The sequence below is a fragment of the Microcoleus sp. N9_A2 genome (genome assembly GCF_036701775.1).
Classification (GTDB): Bacteria; Cyanobacteriota; Cyanobacteriia; order Cyanobacteriales; family Microcoleaceae; genus Microcoleus.
This window is the reverse complement of record NZ_JAUBRH010000091.1, coordinates 1-17,520: the sequence shown is the minus strand read 5'-3', so window position 1 is coordinate 17,520 and position 17,520 is coordinate 1. Positions and strand designations below refer to the sequence as shown.

The 17,520-nt window shown below is 45.9% G+C and carries 8 protein-coding genes and 2 pseudogenes; 6 read left to right on the top strand and 4 right to left on the bottom strand.

What is annotated here, in order from left to right; translation table 11 throughout:
* Positions 1-566: 566 nt before the first annotated feature.
* Both QUA44_RS28585 and QUA44_RS28580 read left to right on the top strand, forming a co-directional pair.
* Positions 567-1,073, top strand: a complete 507-nt coding sequence (locus tag QUA44_RS28585) for a hypothetical protein (RefSeq protein WP_333256644.1) — start codon at positions 567-569, stop codon at positions 1,071-1,073.
* A gap of 137 nt (positions 1,074-1,210) precedes the next feature.
* A complete protein-coding gene (locus tag QUA44_RS28580) occupies positions 1,211-2,254 on the top strand; it encodes a hypothetical protein (RefSeq protein WP_333256640.1) in 1,044 nt (347 codons plus the stop codon).
* A 419-nt stretch (positions 2,255-2,673) separates the two neighbouring features.
* On the opposite strand, the gene QUA44_RS28575 is transcribed toward QUA44_RS28580, so the two are convergent.
* The 3 genes and pseudogenes from QUA44_RS28575 to dtd all read right to left on the bottom strand — a co-directional run bounded on the left by QUA44_RS28575 (position 2,674) and on the right by dtd (position 9,284).
* Entirely contained in the window at positions 2,674-3,909 is a 1,236-nt protein-coding gene (locus tag QUA44_RS28575; protein WP_333256637.1) for a HetZ-related protein, read from the bottom strand.
* Positions 3,910-4,564: 655 nt separating this feature from the next.
* On the bottom strand, positions 4,565-8,665 hold the full coding sequence (locus QUA44_RS28570; RefSeq protein ID WP_333256634.1) for an AAA domain-containing protein: 4,101 nt from the start codon (positions 8,663-8,665) through the stop codon (positions 4,565-4,567).
* A gap of 162 nt (positions 8,666-8,827) precedes the next feature.
* Positions 8,828-9,284: pseudogene (gene dtd, locus QUA44_RS28565) on the bottom strand (D-aminoacyl-tRNA deacylase).
* 139 nt (positions 9,285-9,423) lie between these two features.
* On the opposite strand from dtd, the pseudogene QUA44_RS28560 reads away from it, so the two are divergent.
* Positions 9,424-9,576 (top strand): annotated as a pseudogene (locus tag QUA44_RS28560) (IS630 family transposase); the annotation flags it as partial.
* A 115-nt stretch (positions 9,577-9,691) separates the two neighbouring features.
* Here QUA44_RS28560 and QUA44_RS28555 read toward each other — a convergent pair.
* The gene (locus tag QUA44_RS28555) at positions 9,692-14,614 is read right to left on the bottom strand and encodes a CHAT domain-containing protein (RefSeq protein WP_333276828.1); all 4,923 of its coding nucleotides are present in this window, start codon (positions 14,612-14,614) and stop codon (positions 9,692-9,694) included.
* 82 nt (positions 14,615-14,696) lie between these two features.
* Between QUA44_RS28555 and rnhA the strand changes: the two genes are divergently transcribed.
* The 3 genes from rnhA (at position 14,697) to QUA44_RS28540 (ending at position 17,220) form a co-directional block, all read left to right on the top strand.
* Positions 14,697-15,614 (top strand): ribonuclease HI, encoded by a 918-nt coding sequence (gene rnhA / locus QUA44_RS28550; protein ID WP_333256626.1) that lies wholly within the window; start codon positions 14,697-14,699, stop codon positions 15,612-15,614.
* 375 nt (positions 15,615-15,989) lie between these two features.
* Positions 15,990-16,778, top strand: a complete 789-nt coding sequence (locus QUA44_RS28545) for a HipA family kinase (RefSeq protein WP_333256623.1) — start codon at positions 15,990-15,992, stop codon at positions 16,776-16,778.
* On the top strand, positions 16,756-17,220 hold the full coding sequence (locus QUA44_RS28540) for a DUF3037 domain-containing protein (RefSeq protein WP_333256620.1): 465 nt from the start codon (positions 16,756-16,758) through the stop codon (positions 17,218-17,220). Before QUA44_RS28545 ends, QUA44_RS28540 begins: the two co-directional genes overlap by 23 nt.
* Positions 17,221-17,520: the final 300 nt, after the last annotated feature.

The following is a 17,520-nucleotide window of genomic DNA, read 5'->3' as shown; positions in this document are numbered from 1 at the left end:
CGAAAAATCTTCTCTTCATCCCTTGGGCTTGTCTTGGCAACTAGATTAACTGTTACCCCTACTTATTGAGCCGATACAGTAGATTTGTATTAATTTTTTTCTGTCTTTGGATAGATGACTTGTCATTTTTTATCCACATTCCGCACCCTCAACTTTCTGAATCGATTTTTAACTATTTTTATAAAAAAACATTTATAAATTAGAGTTTGATACTGTCTATTAACGGATAACAAAATTTTATATAATAATTTATTTCTTTAAAAATAGACTTTCATGTGAGATATTGTGGAGAAACAAATCATTTTAACAACTTTGCCTTTATTAGGCTACTACCTATTTTTAAATATCATTATAAATCTAGGCCAGGCAGCCTCTTCAGCAATCACTTTCCAATAACTAATGACTAATGACTAATGACTGATGACTAATAAAAACAAATTCCCCGGTCTAACCAGGGAATGAAAGATATTAAAAAAAGTAATGTTGTTTTGTATCCGCTCAATAAATCGGGGTAACAGCAAAAAAGAAGGTTCACAATCTAGGCACAGCATGGTAGAATATGATTCATGACGCAAGAATCATCTCCTCAAAAATTAGTAGAAACCTTACTGCAAAGCATTGAGCCATCTGACATTGCAGACGAATCATTGCGTCGTACTGTGTCCATATTGCTGAACCTCATAGAACAATTACAAGCAGAAACCAAAGAATTACGGTCAGAAAATCAAAGATTAAAATCCGAAAATAATCGTCTGAAAGGAGAACAGGGCAAACCAGAGGTTAAAGCTAATGGGCCGAAAAAGTCAAAAGAAAACTACTCATCCGAGAAAGAGCGAAAAACACCAAAAAAACATATTAAAAGTAGTAAAAATGCTCTGGTCAAAGTTGACAGAGAAAAAATCCTCGAGTATCCCCAGGCAGAACTACCATTCGATTCAGAATTCAAGGGTTATGAAGAGGTAATAGTTCAAGACATTTTACTGAAAACAGATAACGTGATTATTCCGGAAACAGAAGTATTACTCACCTTCAGAAAAGAAAACATACATTTCACCGTTACCATCCGGCTATGATGGGGAGTTTGGTCCCGGAGTAAAAGCCTTAGTTATGAGCCTGTACTATGGAGGTAACATGACTCAAGGAAAGCTGTTAGATTTTTTAAGCAATATTGGGATTTCCATGTCAGCCGGTTATTTATCAAATCAGAAGAGTGAAAAAATCAGCAAATTTTGAATCAGAATTTAACGAAGTGTATTTATCCGGATTAGCAAGTAGCCCTTGGCAACACTTAGACCAAACAAGTGCGCGTGTTAAAAGAGTAAATTACACGACAAATATAATTTGCAATCCATTATATACAGTTTATTCTACAACTTTAAGAAAAGACCGATTAAGCGTACTTGGAGTATTACAGAACAACCAAGGACTTCAGTTTATGATCTCTCCACTTACCTACGAGTTATTAGATAAGTTCAATGTACCCCGGAAGTGGAGCCATCAAATTAAAGGATTACCTCAAGAAATTCCGTTGAACGGTGATGAATTTAACTCCTTGCTGAATCAGCATCTGGGTTGCTTAGGCTCTCAACATCGTACCAGAATTTTTGAGGCAGCAGCAATTGCTTTTTATCATCAGCAATCCCAGATTCCGGTAATAAAAACTCTGGTCACTGATGATGCACCCCAGTTTAAATTACTCACAGATGATTTATCTTTATGTTGGGTGCATGAAGCAAGACATTATAAAAAATTAAGTCCATTTGTTACTTGTCATCAAAAAAGTTTAGATAAGTTTATTGATGATTTTTGGGATTACTACCGAGAATTGCTCGCTTACAGAAACTCTCCATCTGGGCTAGAGAAGCTCAGGCTAAAATCCAAATTTTGGGAAATTTTCGGCAGTCAAACTGGTTATGAACAATTAGATGAACGAAAAAAATTAACTTCTTGTAAAATATCTGAGTTGCTTTTAGTTTTGGAGCATCCGGAATTACCATTACATAATAACCCGGCAGAATTAGCTGCCAGAACAATGGTGCAGCGACGAAATATCAGCTATGCGACTCAAACTTGTGAAGGAACTAAGGCGATGGATATTTTCATGTCTCTAGTTGCGACTACTAGGAAATTAGGAATTAGCTTTTTTGAATATATGCACGATCGTATTTCTCACCGGGGAAATATTCCAGCTCTGGGGATGATTATTCGCGAACAATCTTCGCTTTGTTCTTTCGGTGTGTCCTGGGATTATTGAAGAAGTTTAAAAAAAGATAACTGCTTTGAATTATCGGAACTTGATTCCTTTATTAAGTGTCACCCCACTGTTAATTGTGACTGTTCCAAAAAGACTGTAATATCCTTGACTTCATAATTGATAATACATTATTTTAATCAAGATTTAGCAGCCAGCAAATGCGATATTTTTGTATCTAAATTAAGATATTTGTACAATTAAATTAAAATTCTACAATTCCGAAAAATTAATGCTTACCGCAACTTATTGAGCGGATACGTTGTTTTAATAAATTGAAATTGCCAAAAAGCGGCGATAAATTAGTAGCAGCGATTGTTGATTTGAGAGCGGACGCCGGGGCGGGCAGTCCTGTGTAGATGCCGCACCCGATCGCATTTTCCAGTCTCAAGAAAACAGTTGCATTCATATTTGAGCACCAATTAAGCTTGGCTGCTGTTGCGAGTCTGGCTAGCCAGCTCCAACAGTTGCGCCCAGCGTTTTTGGACTTGTTTGGGAGTGCATTTGAGCGCGGTGGCGATCGCCTTGTCGCATTCTTGGTTCCGCTTCATTACTAACAGTTGCTGCATATCGGGCGACAGTTGAGCGCGAAATGCTTCCCATTTGTCCGAAGTCATTCCCAATTTTTGATCGACATCAGCACCCAGCCATTCGTGGACGAGTTTCCAGTTTTGAGTGCGGGCAAATTTTTCGACGTGGTACTTGAAACGTTGTTGCAAGTAGTCGCGCTGGCGGGAAGACAAACCGAGCGCGCGGTCAATTTCCGAAGCCGAAAGGTCTTGCAATTTTAAAGTTAAGTAATTCACGCATTCTGGCTGATTTTGGGCTTCCAGATAGGTGATCAATTCCGATACTACTCGATCGCGCAGCACAGCATCAGCCGGATCGACAGTTTCCGAAACCATTTGTTCGCGGACTTGTTGCAGCGCCGGAGAGCGGCTGTAAATTTCCGCATCTTCTCCCTTGCCCGACTCTACAGCCATTTCAATGTCGATCGCAGTTTCGGGAGGTTGGCCCTTGGCAAATCCTTGAGCGCGCAACACGATCAGGCGTTGGCGGTTGCGGCCGGGCAAACCGATTTGGCGCTTGGCGTAGTGTTCGGTGAAAGCCATGTACTCAGCCAATTCTAGCTGCGTGCGGGGCTGGTAGGTGAGATCGAGTTGGTGTTCGCGGCGGAAAGCTCGCAGAGATTCGATGTAAAAGCCTTGCAAAAAGTCTTCAATCATGTTGTAGCGAGCTTGGAAGTTCAAGTTCGATCGGAAAGAAGCAACATGGCGGTAAATCATGGCCGCGAGGTGGGAGTGCAGTTCGACGCGGCCTTGTTTGGAACCGAGGCGGTAGTATTGCAGGGTTTTTTGCAACCGGTGCTCGGCCAAGGTGATTTGCCAAGCTTCAACTTCGCCGGAAATTTGGATGCGATCGCTTTTTTGGCAAATCCGTTCGACTTCCTTAGCAATCCGCATCGCCACTGCTTGAGCGCTGCGGCTGGCAGTTTTCATCTCTGCTTCCAATTCTTTGAGGGCGAATTCAGCCAAAGCCAGAACATCGATGCTGGGAACAGTATTGATTTCGGCGGTTTGTTCGGAGGTGGCCGGAATGAAGTTGAGGTTAGAAGCGGTGTTGCAGTTGACGGTGTTGGTGGCAGTTTTGACAGTCATGGCGTTTATCGGGTAGTTGCGTAAGCGGGCAGGGAGTGAGGCGACAGTTGCTGGCGGTTTCGCTTGCTGTGCTGATTCAACTCTCTATGTATTGAATATAGGGAAATACAGATAGGCACAGTGATGCCAGTGTTCCACTCTCTCATGCAACAGTTTTTGGCTGCTGAATCTGATTCTAAGCGCTGGCTGTGGGAGATATATTTTATTACCCTTAAATCCTTACTGTACAAGCATTCTGAGCTGTAATTCTGGTAGGGCGATCGCGACAAAGATGGACGGTATTCCGGGGCCGCTGAGTGGACAATTTACCAACTGGCCTTTTGAGGGGGTTTTCGGCGTTGGAGATTGCGGAATTGAGAGTCGGCAGAGTGTAGCGAACTGCACTATCTTCAGAACCTACGCCGCAGCATTTAGGAAACCCGGTCAATCTGCAAATTTGCTCTGATGGCAGAAGGCAGGTTTATTGACCGAAGCCAGATTTCTGGCTCCAAAGCGAGGCTGGAAGCGATGTATTTTATTAAATCAGCCCGGTTGGTTTGATGACGGCGGGTAAGTCGTTAGAGAAGTTTAGACCCGTAAATTGACAAGAGCGACGCTGAGTCGATCAAATTAAATATTAAAGGTGATAATTCCTCTCAAGCTGAAATATACAATTTTAAGTACGCGACAGGTTTTCGAGAATATCGGGTGGTGGCTCAAAAAATTGTACCTGATGCCCATCCACAATCTCAGTACCGATGAGCTGCGAACACACAGCTCGTAAAGACTTCCAAAGCATTGTCTCCTCGTAATGTTCTAATTCGGCTGGAATGTGATCTAGCAGAGTTTGAGAGCAGACCACAATCAGTTGTTTCTGAGCCCGAGAAAAAGCCACATTAGACCGATTGAGGTCTAAGATAAATTCCACATTTTTACTAATTGCTGAGGGGTCGCTGGCTGTTGCCGACACAATGATATAAGGTCGCTCGTCACCTTGTAAGCTTTCAACAGTATCAATTACATCGATCAGGTCGCCGGAGTCCTTCAAATAACTTTTAAGCAGTGTTCGCTGCGCTCGGTGTGGAGTGACAATAGCCACAGAGTTGTTTTCTATTGCTCTTCTATTTTTTGCAGCAGCAATAATTTTCTCAATAATCAGCACCTCAAGCATATTGCTGCGTTTTGACAGGCGCTCAGAATGAAGAACAAGAATTAGACCTTTTGACTCCTCCTGTAAAAGACTATTTGAATCGGGCAACCTTCCTTTTAGTTCAATATTATCCAGTTGGTAAATACGAGAAATTAAATTACAAATCAGCGGTGGCAAGCGGAAAGTAAAACTCAACGCAGAACTCAGAATGGCTGAATCTGAAACTCCTGTAATTTTAATATTTTTAACCGCATCATATGCACTCACATAAGGCTTGTATAATTGAATGGGCGGACGGTCTTCCTGCTCCCAATTATGAGCAACAATTGGTGAGAGCTGCCGATGATCTCCGGCAAGCATGATTTCCCCGTCACTTTTTACTAATGTAGCCAGTGACAGAAAGTGCGGAAACACCATCATGCTTGCTTCGTCAACGATTAGTGTAGGTACTTGGATACCTTTCATTTCCAGCGATAATTTCAAAAGAGCACTGGTTGTGCCGCCGATGACCAAGACAGCATTTGAACGCATTTTCTTCAACTTGGCTGCACAAGGCTTAGAGGGAAAACATTCAACATTTTTTTCGAGAAAAACCTCACCCTCTTTAGGGTCAACTCGGCTAAGTTGTATCGGCGGTACTGTTAATCCCGATTTATCTGCCTGTTGCTGAAGGGTTGGCAAGAGGCTATCGAGGCGCAAAAGCAAGTTATTTACAGCAGTATGGGTAGGTGCTGCGATGAGAACGATATCTCCGATCGAACAACGCGCCAAAATTCTTAAAAAAGTAGCGATCGCAGTTGTCTGTGTCTTGCCTGTTCCTGGAGGCCCCTGTAAAAGTTGAATTCTAGTGGTTAAGCCACTGACAGCAGCAGCTACTTGATCGGCATCCAACTTCTGCGCGTTAGGCAATTTTAGAGACTCTAGCAAATTCTGGTATTGTTCTAACTTGTCTGTGGCTGGAGACTGTTGCAGAGGGATCTGAGGATGCTCGGGATCGAACCATTGACAGACATGATTTCCCAAACGACTTATTAGTCTGTTGTCAACCTTTCCGGCTACAAAATCCGAAGGACTTTCATCTAAAGTAGCATAGGAAAAAATGTCTTCCTCTTGATTATAAAACCGACCGGGGAGTTGATAGCGGTCTGGTTTATTTGTTTGTCTTACTGAAAGCTCAATTTGTCCAGTCTCCCAGTCAATATGATCCACAAAACACGTACTTCCACCGCGTAGAAGTTGAGCGAATGTTTGACCGCGATGCGGATCGTTAAAACCGGGGCTAAGCCTTACAAAGTTGCCTTTTTCGATCGTGCAGTTAGTCTCTAAAACTTCATAGTTAATACCATACCGATCAAGGTTGATAGTGGCTGTCAGCCTATTGTTGCCGTGCGAGACAACATCACTAATAGGAATAGTGCGCCCTAGAGGGACGCGATAGACAGGCGGGACTAGGTGAGTAGCAATCCAGTTTGTCACTTTAACGTGATGATCCAGTCGGAGATAGTCAATCCCTGCTTGAGCGGCATTATCTACCCCAAGGGTGAATTCCAGTAAATCAGCGATGACAAGAGATGGTTTTACTATTTCTTGGTTCTTGAAACGAATGCTTTCTTCAACCCAGCGCAGCGCGTGTACGCGGGCTCGAAAGTATTCTTTAAGATAGTTAGGCTTCCGGGCGCTGTTGTAGCGCTCAATAGCCTTGGCGACTGCGGGGGATAGATTTGGGTCTGTTGGATCGGGCAATTTTCGCCAGTAGGCGCGCCAGTAGGGTGCTGTTAAGGAATCATAAAAGCGACTGCGGATTTCAAACTTGTGCCTGCTGACTTGCTCAGAAGGTTTAACTGCCCACTGCCCCTGAGCATCTAAATCCAAATCAGTCTTAAAATCGAAGATATCCTGTGTAAAAGCTTGCTCTATATCGACCTCGGCACCAGACACCCGTCGCCGCCAGTGATAACGCCTCCCAAACCACGACAGAGAAGTAACCACAGCTAAGCCTCTCCCTGTCCATCCCAAAGCAAAACGCCGATCGACTTCATCGTGCAAGCAAGAATAGATGAGTTGCTCTAAACTCTCACGGCATCCTAGCAGTTCCCGGAGGTGGCCGAGCAACTGCGAGCTGACGCGCGAGCATCCTTCGAGCAACTGAGCCATCTCGGATCGAGACAAGACATAAAAGTGAATGGGAGCGGTTTCGGCCTCGGCTACCTCATCAATAACCTCAACCAGCTTCATTAGAAACCCTTGAATTAGCTGTTTCTCAGCGCCAGTGTCTTCTCTATATTCCCCCGTCCACGGGGAGGTTTGAAACTCGATAACTTCTCTAGTTTGGAGGGAACGCTCTTCATAGACTGGGCGATTATTTTGATCGCGCCCTACCTCCCACCGTTCCTTGAGTGTGGGGTCTGGCTGCCACTGTCCATTTACCTGTGTGAAGCTTGTATGTAATTGTCCTTCGCTCTTGGTCACATGAGCTGCGATCGCTCCTATCCTGTTTTCTACATAGTCGTAATCCACAGAAAGGTAAACGCGAATCAGCCGCTCACCATTAATTATGTGCTCTGGAAGTTGACCTTGACCTGCATAAGGTAGCGACTCTACTTCATAGGAATCTGGGTTAATATTCCCGCCTGGAAGTGTACGCCTCCGAGTTTTTGCTTTTAACTGGATAAGTTCTAGGTTATCGCTAAAGCTTGGATCTTGCCGCACTTGAACTGCCTGCTGTCCGGCTAAGTCGAGTTCAGCCAAGTCATCGATTTTTTGAATCCCTGCCTCTCGCAAAACTCGTACTGCTGATGGATCTAAGCCTATTAGTTCAAGGCGACGCAATCTGGCACTTTCTGATAGGCAATGAATATTGAAAACACAGCCATCACACTTCGGATCGATTTGATAGTCCAAATCAGCTAAATCAGCCTGAACTACGCGGTTTAGTGTGCCCTCAGATGCCAGAAGGCGATTAATGTCAGCTTCTTCTGTATCTAGCTTAAACGGTTTTAGATCGAGGATGAGCTGACTTTTATTTGTACTTTCATCAATCCTAGCGACCACGCATTCGATATCTTCTGGTCTGAGTTCTACGCCGCAGATTGCCACTGGACTCGCTTGGATAAGCTGCCGTACTAGCATCCGGTATAGAGCAACCTGCACGCGGTGGTAGGTACGGTCTCGACGACTGGCTTTGCATTCAACAATTCGCAGCTTTGGTCGATTGTCTTCCCACAGGATTAGTACAAAGTCAATTTGGCCTTTGATCTGGAAAGCTCCCTCGTCTGCTTCGACGGAAATTTCGCGTCCATATGCTCTTTGTCCTGAGCTTATACCTTGCAATTGTGCGACAAAGGTAGTCCAGGGTGTCTTCTTTTCATCAGCAGACTTTTGGCTGTACAAAGTGAGGTCAATGAGACCATTTTTTTGGAGAGAAGTTTCCCATTCGTTCTCCCTCAATCGCCCCGCCTCTTGGAGAACTGGATCTAAGGAGTTGAAGAGGCGTTCTGCAAACGGAAGCTCTCGCGCAAGCTTTCGGTTATTATGCTCTAGCTTAAAGCGGCGATCGCAAGATTGATAATGGATGTACTCACCTATTTCGGTAACTCGGACAGATGGTTTAGTTACTGGGGTTAACATAAATGTAAAAATAATATTTTTGTCTGAGTCTGACTGGCATCAGCTATGCCGAACGGCTAAATTTGAGTAATCATCTCACAATTAACTTAGGAGTTACATGACAATAATCACTTTTAATTGTGACCATACTCACGGCAACTATTTATATTATAAATTCACAATTCACCCTGATTCTTTCTCTAATACCAGAGTCACCGGCCCGTCATTGTCGATCGAGACTTGCATCATCGCTCCAAACAAGCCTGTTTCAACTTTTAAGCCGCTCTGGCGCAACTTTTCGACAAATTATATCATAAAAAATTTCAGCTCGTTCAGGAGCCGCAGCTCGGTCAAAGGAAGGCCGCCGACCTTTGCGGCAGTCGCCGTAGAGCGTAAACTGACTCACAACCAGCAACTCGCCACCGATGTCTTGTACGGACTTGTCCCAGCGCCCGGTATCCGTGGCCGAGTCGGGAAACAAACGCAATTCTAGGCATTTGCGAGCCATCCAATCGAGTTCTGCTTCGGTGTCGGTGTCTGCAATACCTACAAGCAAGTTAAGTCCGCAGCCAATTTTGCCGACAATTTGACCGTCAATTTCGACTTGAGATGATTTTACTCGCTGGATGATGACTCGCATTGACGTGCTTTTTGGTAGCGTCCTAGGATTATTTGAACAGCAGCGCCATCGCCGTGTCGCCATGAAAATGAAAACAGTCCGATACACCGATGTCGGCAAAGTCCAACAATTATAGTCAAAGTGGGAAAGTCAGGGTTTATACATCTTCTTTTTGCCTAAATATTTTTCAGAAATGAATCCAATTGAATTGGAGTGGCAACATATCAAAAAAAATGAATTAGCCAGAAAAATGTTGGAGGATGAATTAGAGCTGGCTTATGCTGTAATTCCTGGGGTAGAAGTTAGAGCATAAAGAGGAAACTATACTACAGAACGTGTTAAATTTAACTCCAATCAGGTTACTTAATCTTTTGTTACATACTTGTAAATATTTCCCCCGACTTACTTAATCAATCACTCATCACCAATCACCAAGGACTTCCAATCATCACAAAAGCCGACCAATAATAAGGATGCGACAACTTTAAATCCGCAAACCCTTGCAGCGAAGCCGGCAACTCCACCCCCTCACCCCGACTCAAACCCCGCAATCGGCCACCCTCCAAACGCACATCTCCCCGCAACATCGCAATTTGCGCTTGTCGCAGCGCCGCCGCCTTAATTCGCGCCGTCTTCAACTGCTGGTAAAACTCACTCATCAATCCCAAAGTACCTTCATCACTCACGTACCACAAACTCCCCAAAGCCGTTTGCACCCCGGCTTGCAGCGCCAACCCCCCAAAACCCAACTCCGCCTGTGCATCTCCCACCGCAGTCCGACAAGCACTTAAAACTAACATATTCACCTGCGGATTATTCAATCTCAAATCCCGCAATTGATCCAGTCGCAGCCGACTATTCCACAACTGAATAAAAGAATTATTCGGTGCTCCAGGTCGAAATTCGCCGTGAGTAGCTAAGTGAATAATGCCAAAAGGCCGGCTTTGATGCTGTCGCTTCAAATTATCTAAAGTGAAATCCTCATTCAGAAAACTAACTCCCGGCCACTCTCGGGAAATAGCGGCTATTTCAGCAGGAACTGCAGGCAAAGGATTCAAATCGGAAAATTCCGAGGCACCCATTGCTAAAACTTGAGAATTTCTGAGATCGACGTAGCGAGTATCTGTTAAATTAATGCTGGGCATCAGGCTGAGATTGTACTTTTCCACCAAAAATTGCTGTCCGTCGTGCAAAGCAGCAAAGGGCATACCTCTCAAACCTCGATCGACAACAAAGGAAATAGTATCCGTTTCGCACTTTTTCAAACTGTCCTCTAAAGGCGCAATCATCCACTTATAAAGCTGTTGGGAAGATGGTAGATAACTCGTAGTAGCCCGCACCCCCGGTTTGGTAATCTCATCCCTGAACTGAGTGACTACTTTCAGCAGTTCTGCCCGGTTCGCAGCCGGTACACTTTTGTGAACCACTTCACCGCAAGAAGTGATCAGCATTAAATTTAATTCTTCGGGCTGCGAGAACAGATAAATTAAGCTAGGTTTTGTGCCGGTTTGTGCGCCCACGGATGCTAATTTTTTTTGAATTTCCTCTGGGGATACCAACTCGTCGCTGATGTTGATGTCTAAATATTCGGCGAATTCTTGGCTGAAAGATTTGTCCAGTAGAGACAAAGCTGCTGATATTTGGCCTGCCTCCAAATTCCTGCCGATGCCGCCGCGAAATGCTGACTGAATAACTGAATCTCTGATGTTTGAATTGATAAAATTTCTCAGTCCTCTCGGAGATTGTATTCTTTCGGGGGGCATCCTTTCTCCAGGTTTTCCTATATCTCGCGATATTCTGTTTTGGTTCTGCCGCTGTTCGCGACTAAAGGGTTGGTTCGGAGCGGGAAAAACCCGGTTACTATCTAATGGAAATCTACCGCTGGGCGATGGTGGCGGAGGAGTTGTACCGGGTGGAGTTGTTCCGGGTGGAGTTATTCCGGGTGGAGTTGTTCCGGGTGGAGTTATTCCGGGTGGAGTTATTCCGGGTGGAGTTATTCCGGGTGGAGTTATTCCGGGTGGAGTTGTTCCGGGTGGAGTTATTCCGGGTGGAGTTGTTCCGGGTGGAGTTATTCCGGGTGGAGTTATTCCGGGTTGATTTGTAGTGACGATCGCACTATTGCCTTGAGTGTAAGAATTTATGAAAGATTGCCGCTGAGTAATCGTACCCAAAGCATTGCTGGCGATCGCCCCAGCAGTACCATTCGTCGTCGCATCTCCCACCACAAAAGGCGTTGGCGGATTGACATCGCCGCCCCCGTGGGCGATCCTGACTGTACCCGGTTGAACGCGGCCAAGCGTCGAGACACTAACAGGAGTGCCGTTTTGGTCAAAAGTACCAGTCACTCGCACCAAACCCGGAGTTGCGATATCAACTTGAGCGCCCGGAGCATTCACCGATACAATGCTAATATCATTTTGAGCGTTAATATTTACAGCCGGAGCGCGATCGCGCACAACAAGATTAACATTTATTGCCCCTGTTCCGATCTGCCCTCCCGCTAAAATATCCACAATTGATGAAGCATTAATATTGCCAGTGCTGACATTTCCCCGGCTGCTCACTAAATCAACTACAGATCCCTGCAAATTTCCCGAATTCACATTTTGAGCGGCTTCCAAATTGATATTTCCTGTAGCGTTAACATCCCCAATTCTCACATTCCCCACATTGCTGCCAACATCAACCGCAACTCCCCTCAAATTTCCCGCATTGACATCGCCAGAACCTCTCAAATTCACACCGTTACCGGCCGTAACATTTGCAGTTTGAATACTTCCAGCATTACTATTAACTGAAACATCACTTCCCTGTAAAATTCCTGAAGTGATATTGCCCAAAGCTGTCAAATTTACATTACTGGTGGCGGCGGCACTGGTAACTCCAATCGTCCCCGCACTGCTGTTAATATTAACTCCTACACCCTGCAAATTTGCTGAGTTCACATTTCCCGCAGCTCTTAAATTGATATTTCCAGTTGATGCAGTATTGCCGATCGCAATATTTCCCCCATCACTATTAACATCAACTGCCGCACCCTGCAAATTCCCTGCAGTTAAGTCGCTAGAAGCTCTCAAAGCAATGCTGGCGGCGGCTGCATCAATCGATGCCACGTTAATATTAGTTTGCGCGTCCAAATTGACTGTGGGAATCGCAGGATTAACTTGATTGGCTGAAGGATTAACAGCGATCGCCCCCGTGTTGATTTGTTGTCCTGCTAAAATTCTGACATCTCCCGTAGTGGCGATCGTACCCGTAACGACGCTTCCGCTGCTGCTGCTAGCCCTGAGAGTAGCACCCGTGAGGTTCCCTACGGTTAAGTCGCCCGAAGCTGCCAAAGTGAGATTTTCGGTGGCTGTAATATTGGCGGGTGTTATATTGGGGATAATTATATTCGGATCGGTCAAAACTCCCAAAGCCCCGGAGTTGCTGGTAATATTAACTTGAGAACCCTGCAAATTCCCAAAATTTATATTGCCGGCTGCTGTAAGTGCGATCCTCCCATTCGTCCCACTATTGATCCTATCCGTTACTATATTACCCCCAGAAGTCAGAGTAATATTGCCGTTGATACCACCACGAGAAATGTCACTTGTCAAAATATTGTTGGCAGCTTCAATATCAATAGTCGAACCCGATATCAATCTACCCCCAACTATCACAGCCCCTGCGGTACTTGTGAGAGTAATGCTACCGCCGTTAATCTCTCTAGTTACCACATCTCCCGGTGCCGAAGCAATCACCGGCCCGCCTGCAAAAATATTATCTTCCACATAAATAAAACCTCTGGGAAAAACCGACACTGAACTGAAAGCTCCATCGTCACCCAAATTGTCAGTAGAAATATTAAGGGGATTTGCCAAATCTCGTAATCCCGCCCGCAGAATTAAAGCCGGACTGGTGGTTAAAATAACAATATCTGGATCGTCGGGATTCAGATTTTCCGTCCGCAGCAATGCAAGATCAGGGCCGGTAATTGTAATACTCTCAGCAACAATGCTGCCCTTCGCTTCCACTTTCAGCGAAACACCTGTATAATCTCCTAAGAAAACATCTCTTTCCGAACTGATAATCGGGTCAAATAAACTCACAAAATTTCCCGGCATTCCTGACAGATTGCGCACCGAAAAATTGCCCCTCGAAGCAAAGTGAGTATCCCCCGAAATCACGCCGTTGCTAACTAAACTCAAATTGCCACCGCTTTGAAATTGTGCGGGAAGAGACAAGCCGCCCGTGGCATTTTGAGTGAGAATATCAATAGTGCGATCGGCCTGAATGTATAAATTCCCCCCAGCCTGCGCCAAAAACGGATTCTCGGCGCTGTCCCTGACCCGCACCGCATCCCTGCCCAGCAAACTCAAATCCCCCGTAGTTTGCAGCCTAGCGCCCGCTAACGTGAGATTTCCCGCAGCCCATAAATTCGCACTTCCCGCATTCAACTGTGGCAGCCCAGACACATTAGCAGCGATCGCCACATCCCCAGAATTCACCTGCCAACCCGAACCCACAAGCCGCACAGAACCGTCAGCAGCAACCGCAACACCGGCCGCCTGATTTTGTCCAGTACCTGTCAGCAATTGTGGCAAAGAAACAGGATTCAAAGTCTGTTGAGAATTACCAAAATTTCCGCCCGTTGCTATTTCCAAACTCAACAAATGCCCCGGTTGACTAATGCGGAGAACATTATCTCCCGGAACAGCAGCCACAGTAATTTGCCCACCCGGGGCCGACAACTGCCCGGTACTAACAACCGTACCGCCAAGCAAAGCCAAATTTTGCCCCGGAGTCACAGCTAAATTGCCAGCATTAACAATACTTCCCGGTACAGCCGCACCAAAATAAAAAGCATTGGGCGTACCCACCAAGGCGCTAAAATTATTTGTACCCGCAGCATTAAACCAATTTGAACCAAAACCGACACCAGTAGCAGTAGTTGCAGTGAAAGCCCCCGGCACATTCAAACTCGCGTTCGGGCCAAACACAATCCCCGCAGGATTAATTAGAAAAAGATTAGAATTGCCGCCCGTGACAGTAATTAAACCGTTAATTAGCGAAGCGTCCCCGCCAGCAATTCGAGCTAATATATTCTGAATAGCCGAATTTGTCAGAAAATTAGCTATTTGACCTTCATTCAAGCCGAACTGCCCAAAACTGTGAAAAAGATTCGCCCCGTCTCCCGACAAACTGCCGCCGTTGATATCGTAGCGGTTGCCGCTGCGGGTGACAGCAGTGCCCGTACCATCAGCAGCAGGGACTATCGGCTGTGCTTGCGCGAAAGTATTAAAAATTAACAAAGAAAACGGACAAATAAATAAGCCGACCTTTTTAATCTTTAAGTTGGCGTTTTTCATGGCAGCAAGTAAAACTATCGCTATTCCCCTCAATTATGGCACCAGCCAACAACTTACCTCTAAATAACACATTAATTCGCTCATGACAATTCCCCAAATCAAAAGCTTGTACACAGACGGCGCCTGTTCCGGCAACCCAGGCCCAGGTGGCTGGGGTGCAGTAGTTTGTTTCGCCGACGGTAAGTGTCACGAACTCGGAGGTGCAGACCCCCAAACTACCAACAACCGCATGGAAATGCAGGCTGCCGTCGCTGTTCTCGAATTTTTTGCCAATTCCGGTCAAACCGAACCAGTCACCGTTTACACGGACAGCGAATACGTTAAAAACGGCATCACTAAATGGATTCAAGGCTGGAAAAATAAAGGCTGGAAAACCTCAACGGGCAAAGATGTTGTCAACCAAGACCTCTGGCACCTGCTAGACAAGCTGAATTCCCGGCAAATCAAGTGGGAACACGTCCGCGGCCACTCCGGCGACTTCTACAACGACAGATGCGATGAAATTGCCCGCAGCTTCTCGCACAATCTCACTCCCGAACTGCAACAGCAGAAACCAACTGTAGGCGAGACTCAGGCGAGCTCTTTTGTCAGCGCGGCCACACCGCCTCTAGGTTCGGAAAACACAATTGTTTCGGAAGAAACGGACGCAACTGGTAACAAAACGATAGAATCCTATGTCATAACTTCTGACCTTCCGATCTCCAACTCTACCATGATGGATTCAACTGCCGATACCCTGGAGAACTTGCCCCGCGAGGTGAGGGTTCAGGACCTCCGCAATCTGATCGAAACCTTGCACATAGCCGACGAGGTTGCGACGAAAGGCTACTTGATTACCAGTTCTGAACTGGCTGATTTGATGGATGTAAATGCCAGCGCTGTCACCAGTCGTGGAGACAACTGGGTTTGGCGAAATTGGGTAGTTTCGCGGGTGCGGCGCGAAGGCAACCAAATTCTCTGGCAATTAGAGAGAATCGACCACGTTAGTACAACTGATTAGTGGTTAGTCATGAGTTATTAGTTGATTAATAACTGATGACTAATGACTGTCTCAAAGCAAGATTTGGCAAAATTCCGTAGGGACACAACATTAGTTGTGTCCTTTTGGTCATCAGTTTACTAAACAAACTACTTAACATCAGTCCCAGTTAAAAGAAAGAATCCAACTGTAAGCCCGTGCTCTAAACCCTCATAAAATGGCGTTGCACAATTTGAGGATGATTCTTGTGGGGTAGGTGTCCCGCCTGCTTTGAAAATAAAGCGGACGGGCGGGACGCCGATCCCACAAAACAATCAAAATCATCCCGCAATTATGCAACGCCCATAAAATCAGTGATTTCCCATCGAAAATCTCAAATCTCAAATCTCAAAGAGCATGATTCCCAGCTTGCGAACAGTCATTGCTACCAGGTATGTCACTCCCTTGCGCGAGGGCGGATCGCTGCCGGCGATCGTCGAAGCAGATGATGATGGTATGTACGTGCTCAAATTTCGCGGTGCGGGCCAGGGAGCCAAATCTCTGATCGCGGAGCTAGTGGCGGGAGAGATTGCTCGCGCCTCCGGGCTCCCAATCCCCGAACTCGTCTTTGTTGAACTCGATCCCGAACTGGCTCGGACTGAGCCTGACCCGGAAATTCAAGATTTGATCCGAGCAAGTGCTGGCCTCAACCTCGCCCTCGACTATCTTCCGGGCTCCATCACCTTTGACCCGATAGCGGGGAAGTCCGATGCGGATCTGGCCTCAGAAATCGTCTGGTTCGATGCTTTTGTGACCAACATCGATCGCACGTCGCGCAATGCAAATATGCTGGTATGGCACCGCCGACTTTGGCTGATAGATCACGGTGCAGCCCTCTACTTCCACCACACCTGGAAAGATTATCTCTCGCGCAGCCGCGATCGTTTCCCGCCAATCAAAGACCACGTTCTGCTCCGTTTTGCCAGTACGCTGGAAGCAGCAAATTCCAAGATGACTCAAAGGCTAACGCCGGAAATCATTCGCAACATCGTTAAACTAATTCCTGATACTTGGCTGGTGGGAGATTCTCCTTTCAGCGATAGCAACCAACATCGGGATGCTTATATCGAGTACCTGCTAAATCGGCTAGAATCACCACATATTTTTTTGGAGGAGGCGATTAGTGCCCGATCGATTTCTTTATGATTATGCCATTATCCGCGTCGTTCCCAAAGTTGAGCGCGAGGAGTTTATCAACGTCGGGGCGATCGTTTCCTGCGGTACGAAAAAATTCCTTGAAGCTCGGATCGAAATTGATGAACAGCGGTTGATGGCGATCGACTCAACCTTAGATCTGGAAATGATTCGCAATCACCTAGCAGTCATTCCCATCATTTGTGCAGGCGGCAAGGAATCTGGCGCGATCGGTCAACTTCCGCACAGAGAGCGCTTTCACTGGCTCGTAGCACCCCGCAGTACGATCGTTCAGACATCGCGGGTACACACAGGTTTTTGCCAGAGTCTACCGGGTGCGATCGAACACTTGCTCGATACAATGGTGCGATCGTCAACCCGAAAACCATCTGTAAACGCTCGGTTGCTAGCGGTTGGAATTGACACTCAGGAGATGCGATCGCACTCTAGTTAGCGTCAGCTTGTCGCTTAGATGCTGCTTTGAGCTTGGTGAGCGATCTATCGATTTCGGAAAACACTCAGAATATCCGAATTATTCATATCTCTCTTCTCGACAAGCGCGTGAATCAGCGTCAATCCATTGTCATCTGCGGTTAATACATTGTCTTTTTTTAACCGCAGATGAGGGCAGATTAACACAGATTAACGCAGATGAATTATATCAATTCTGGCTGTCAGGGCGACAAGTCACCTATAACGCTGATAGAATAAGCCTCATAGCTCTTATGCCTTGTTGATAATTAGGTAGTTTATG

Bases quoted from the DNA above. Each gene is read 5' to 3' on its own strand.
- QUA44_RS28585 (WP_333256644.1), top strand. From the start codon at position 567: ATGACGCAAGAATCATCTCCTCAAAAATTAGTAGAAACCTTACTGCAA.
- QUA44_RS28575 (WP_333256637.1), bottom strand. From the start codon at position 3,909: ATGACTGTCAAAACTGCCACCAACACCGTCAACTGCAACACCGCTTCT.
- QUA44_RS28570 (WP_333256634.1), bottom strand. From the start codon at position 8,665: ATGTTAACCCCAGTAACTAAACCATCTGTCCGAGTTACCGAAATAGGT.
- QUA44_RS28555 (WP_333276828.1), bottom strand. From the start codon at position 14,614: ATGAAAAACGCCAACTTAAAGATTAAAAAGGTCGGCTTATTTATTTGT.
- rnhA (WP_333256626.1), top strand. From the start codon at position 14,697: ATGACAATTCCCCAAATCAAAAGCTTGTACACAGACGGCGCCTGTTCC.
- QUA44_RS28545 (WP_333256623.1), top strand. From the start codon at position 15,990: ATGATTCCCAGCTTGCGAACAGTCATTGCTACCAGGTATGTCACTCCC.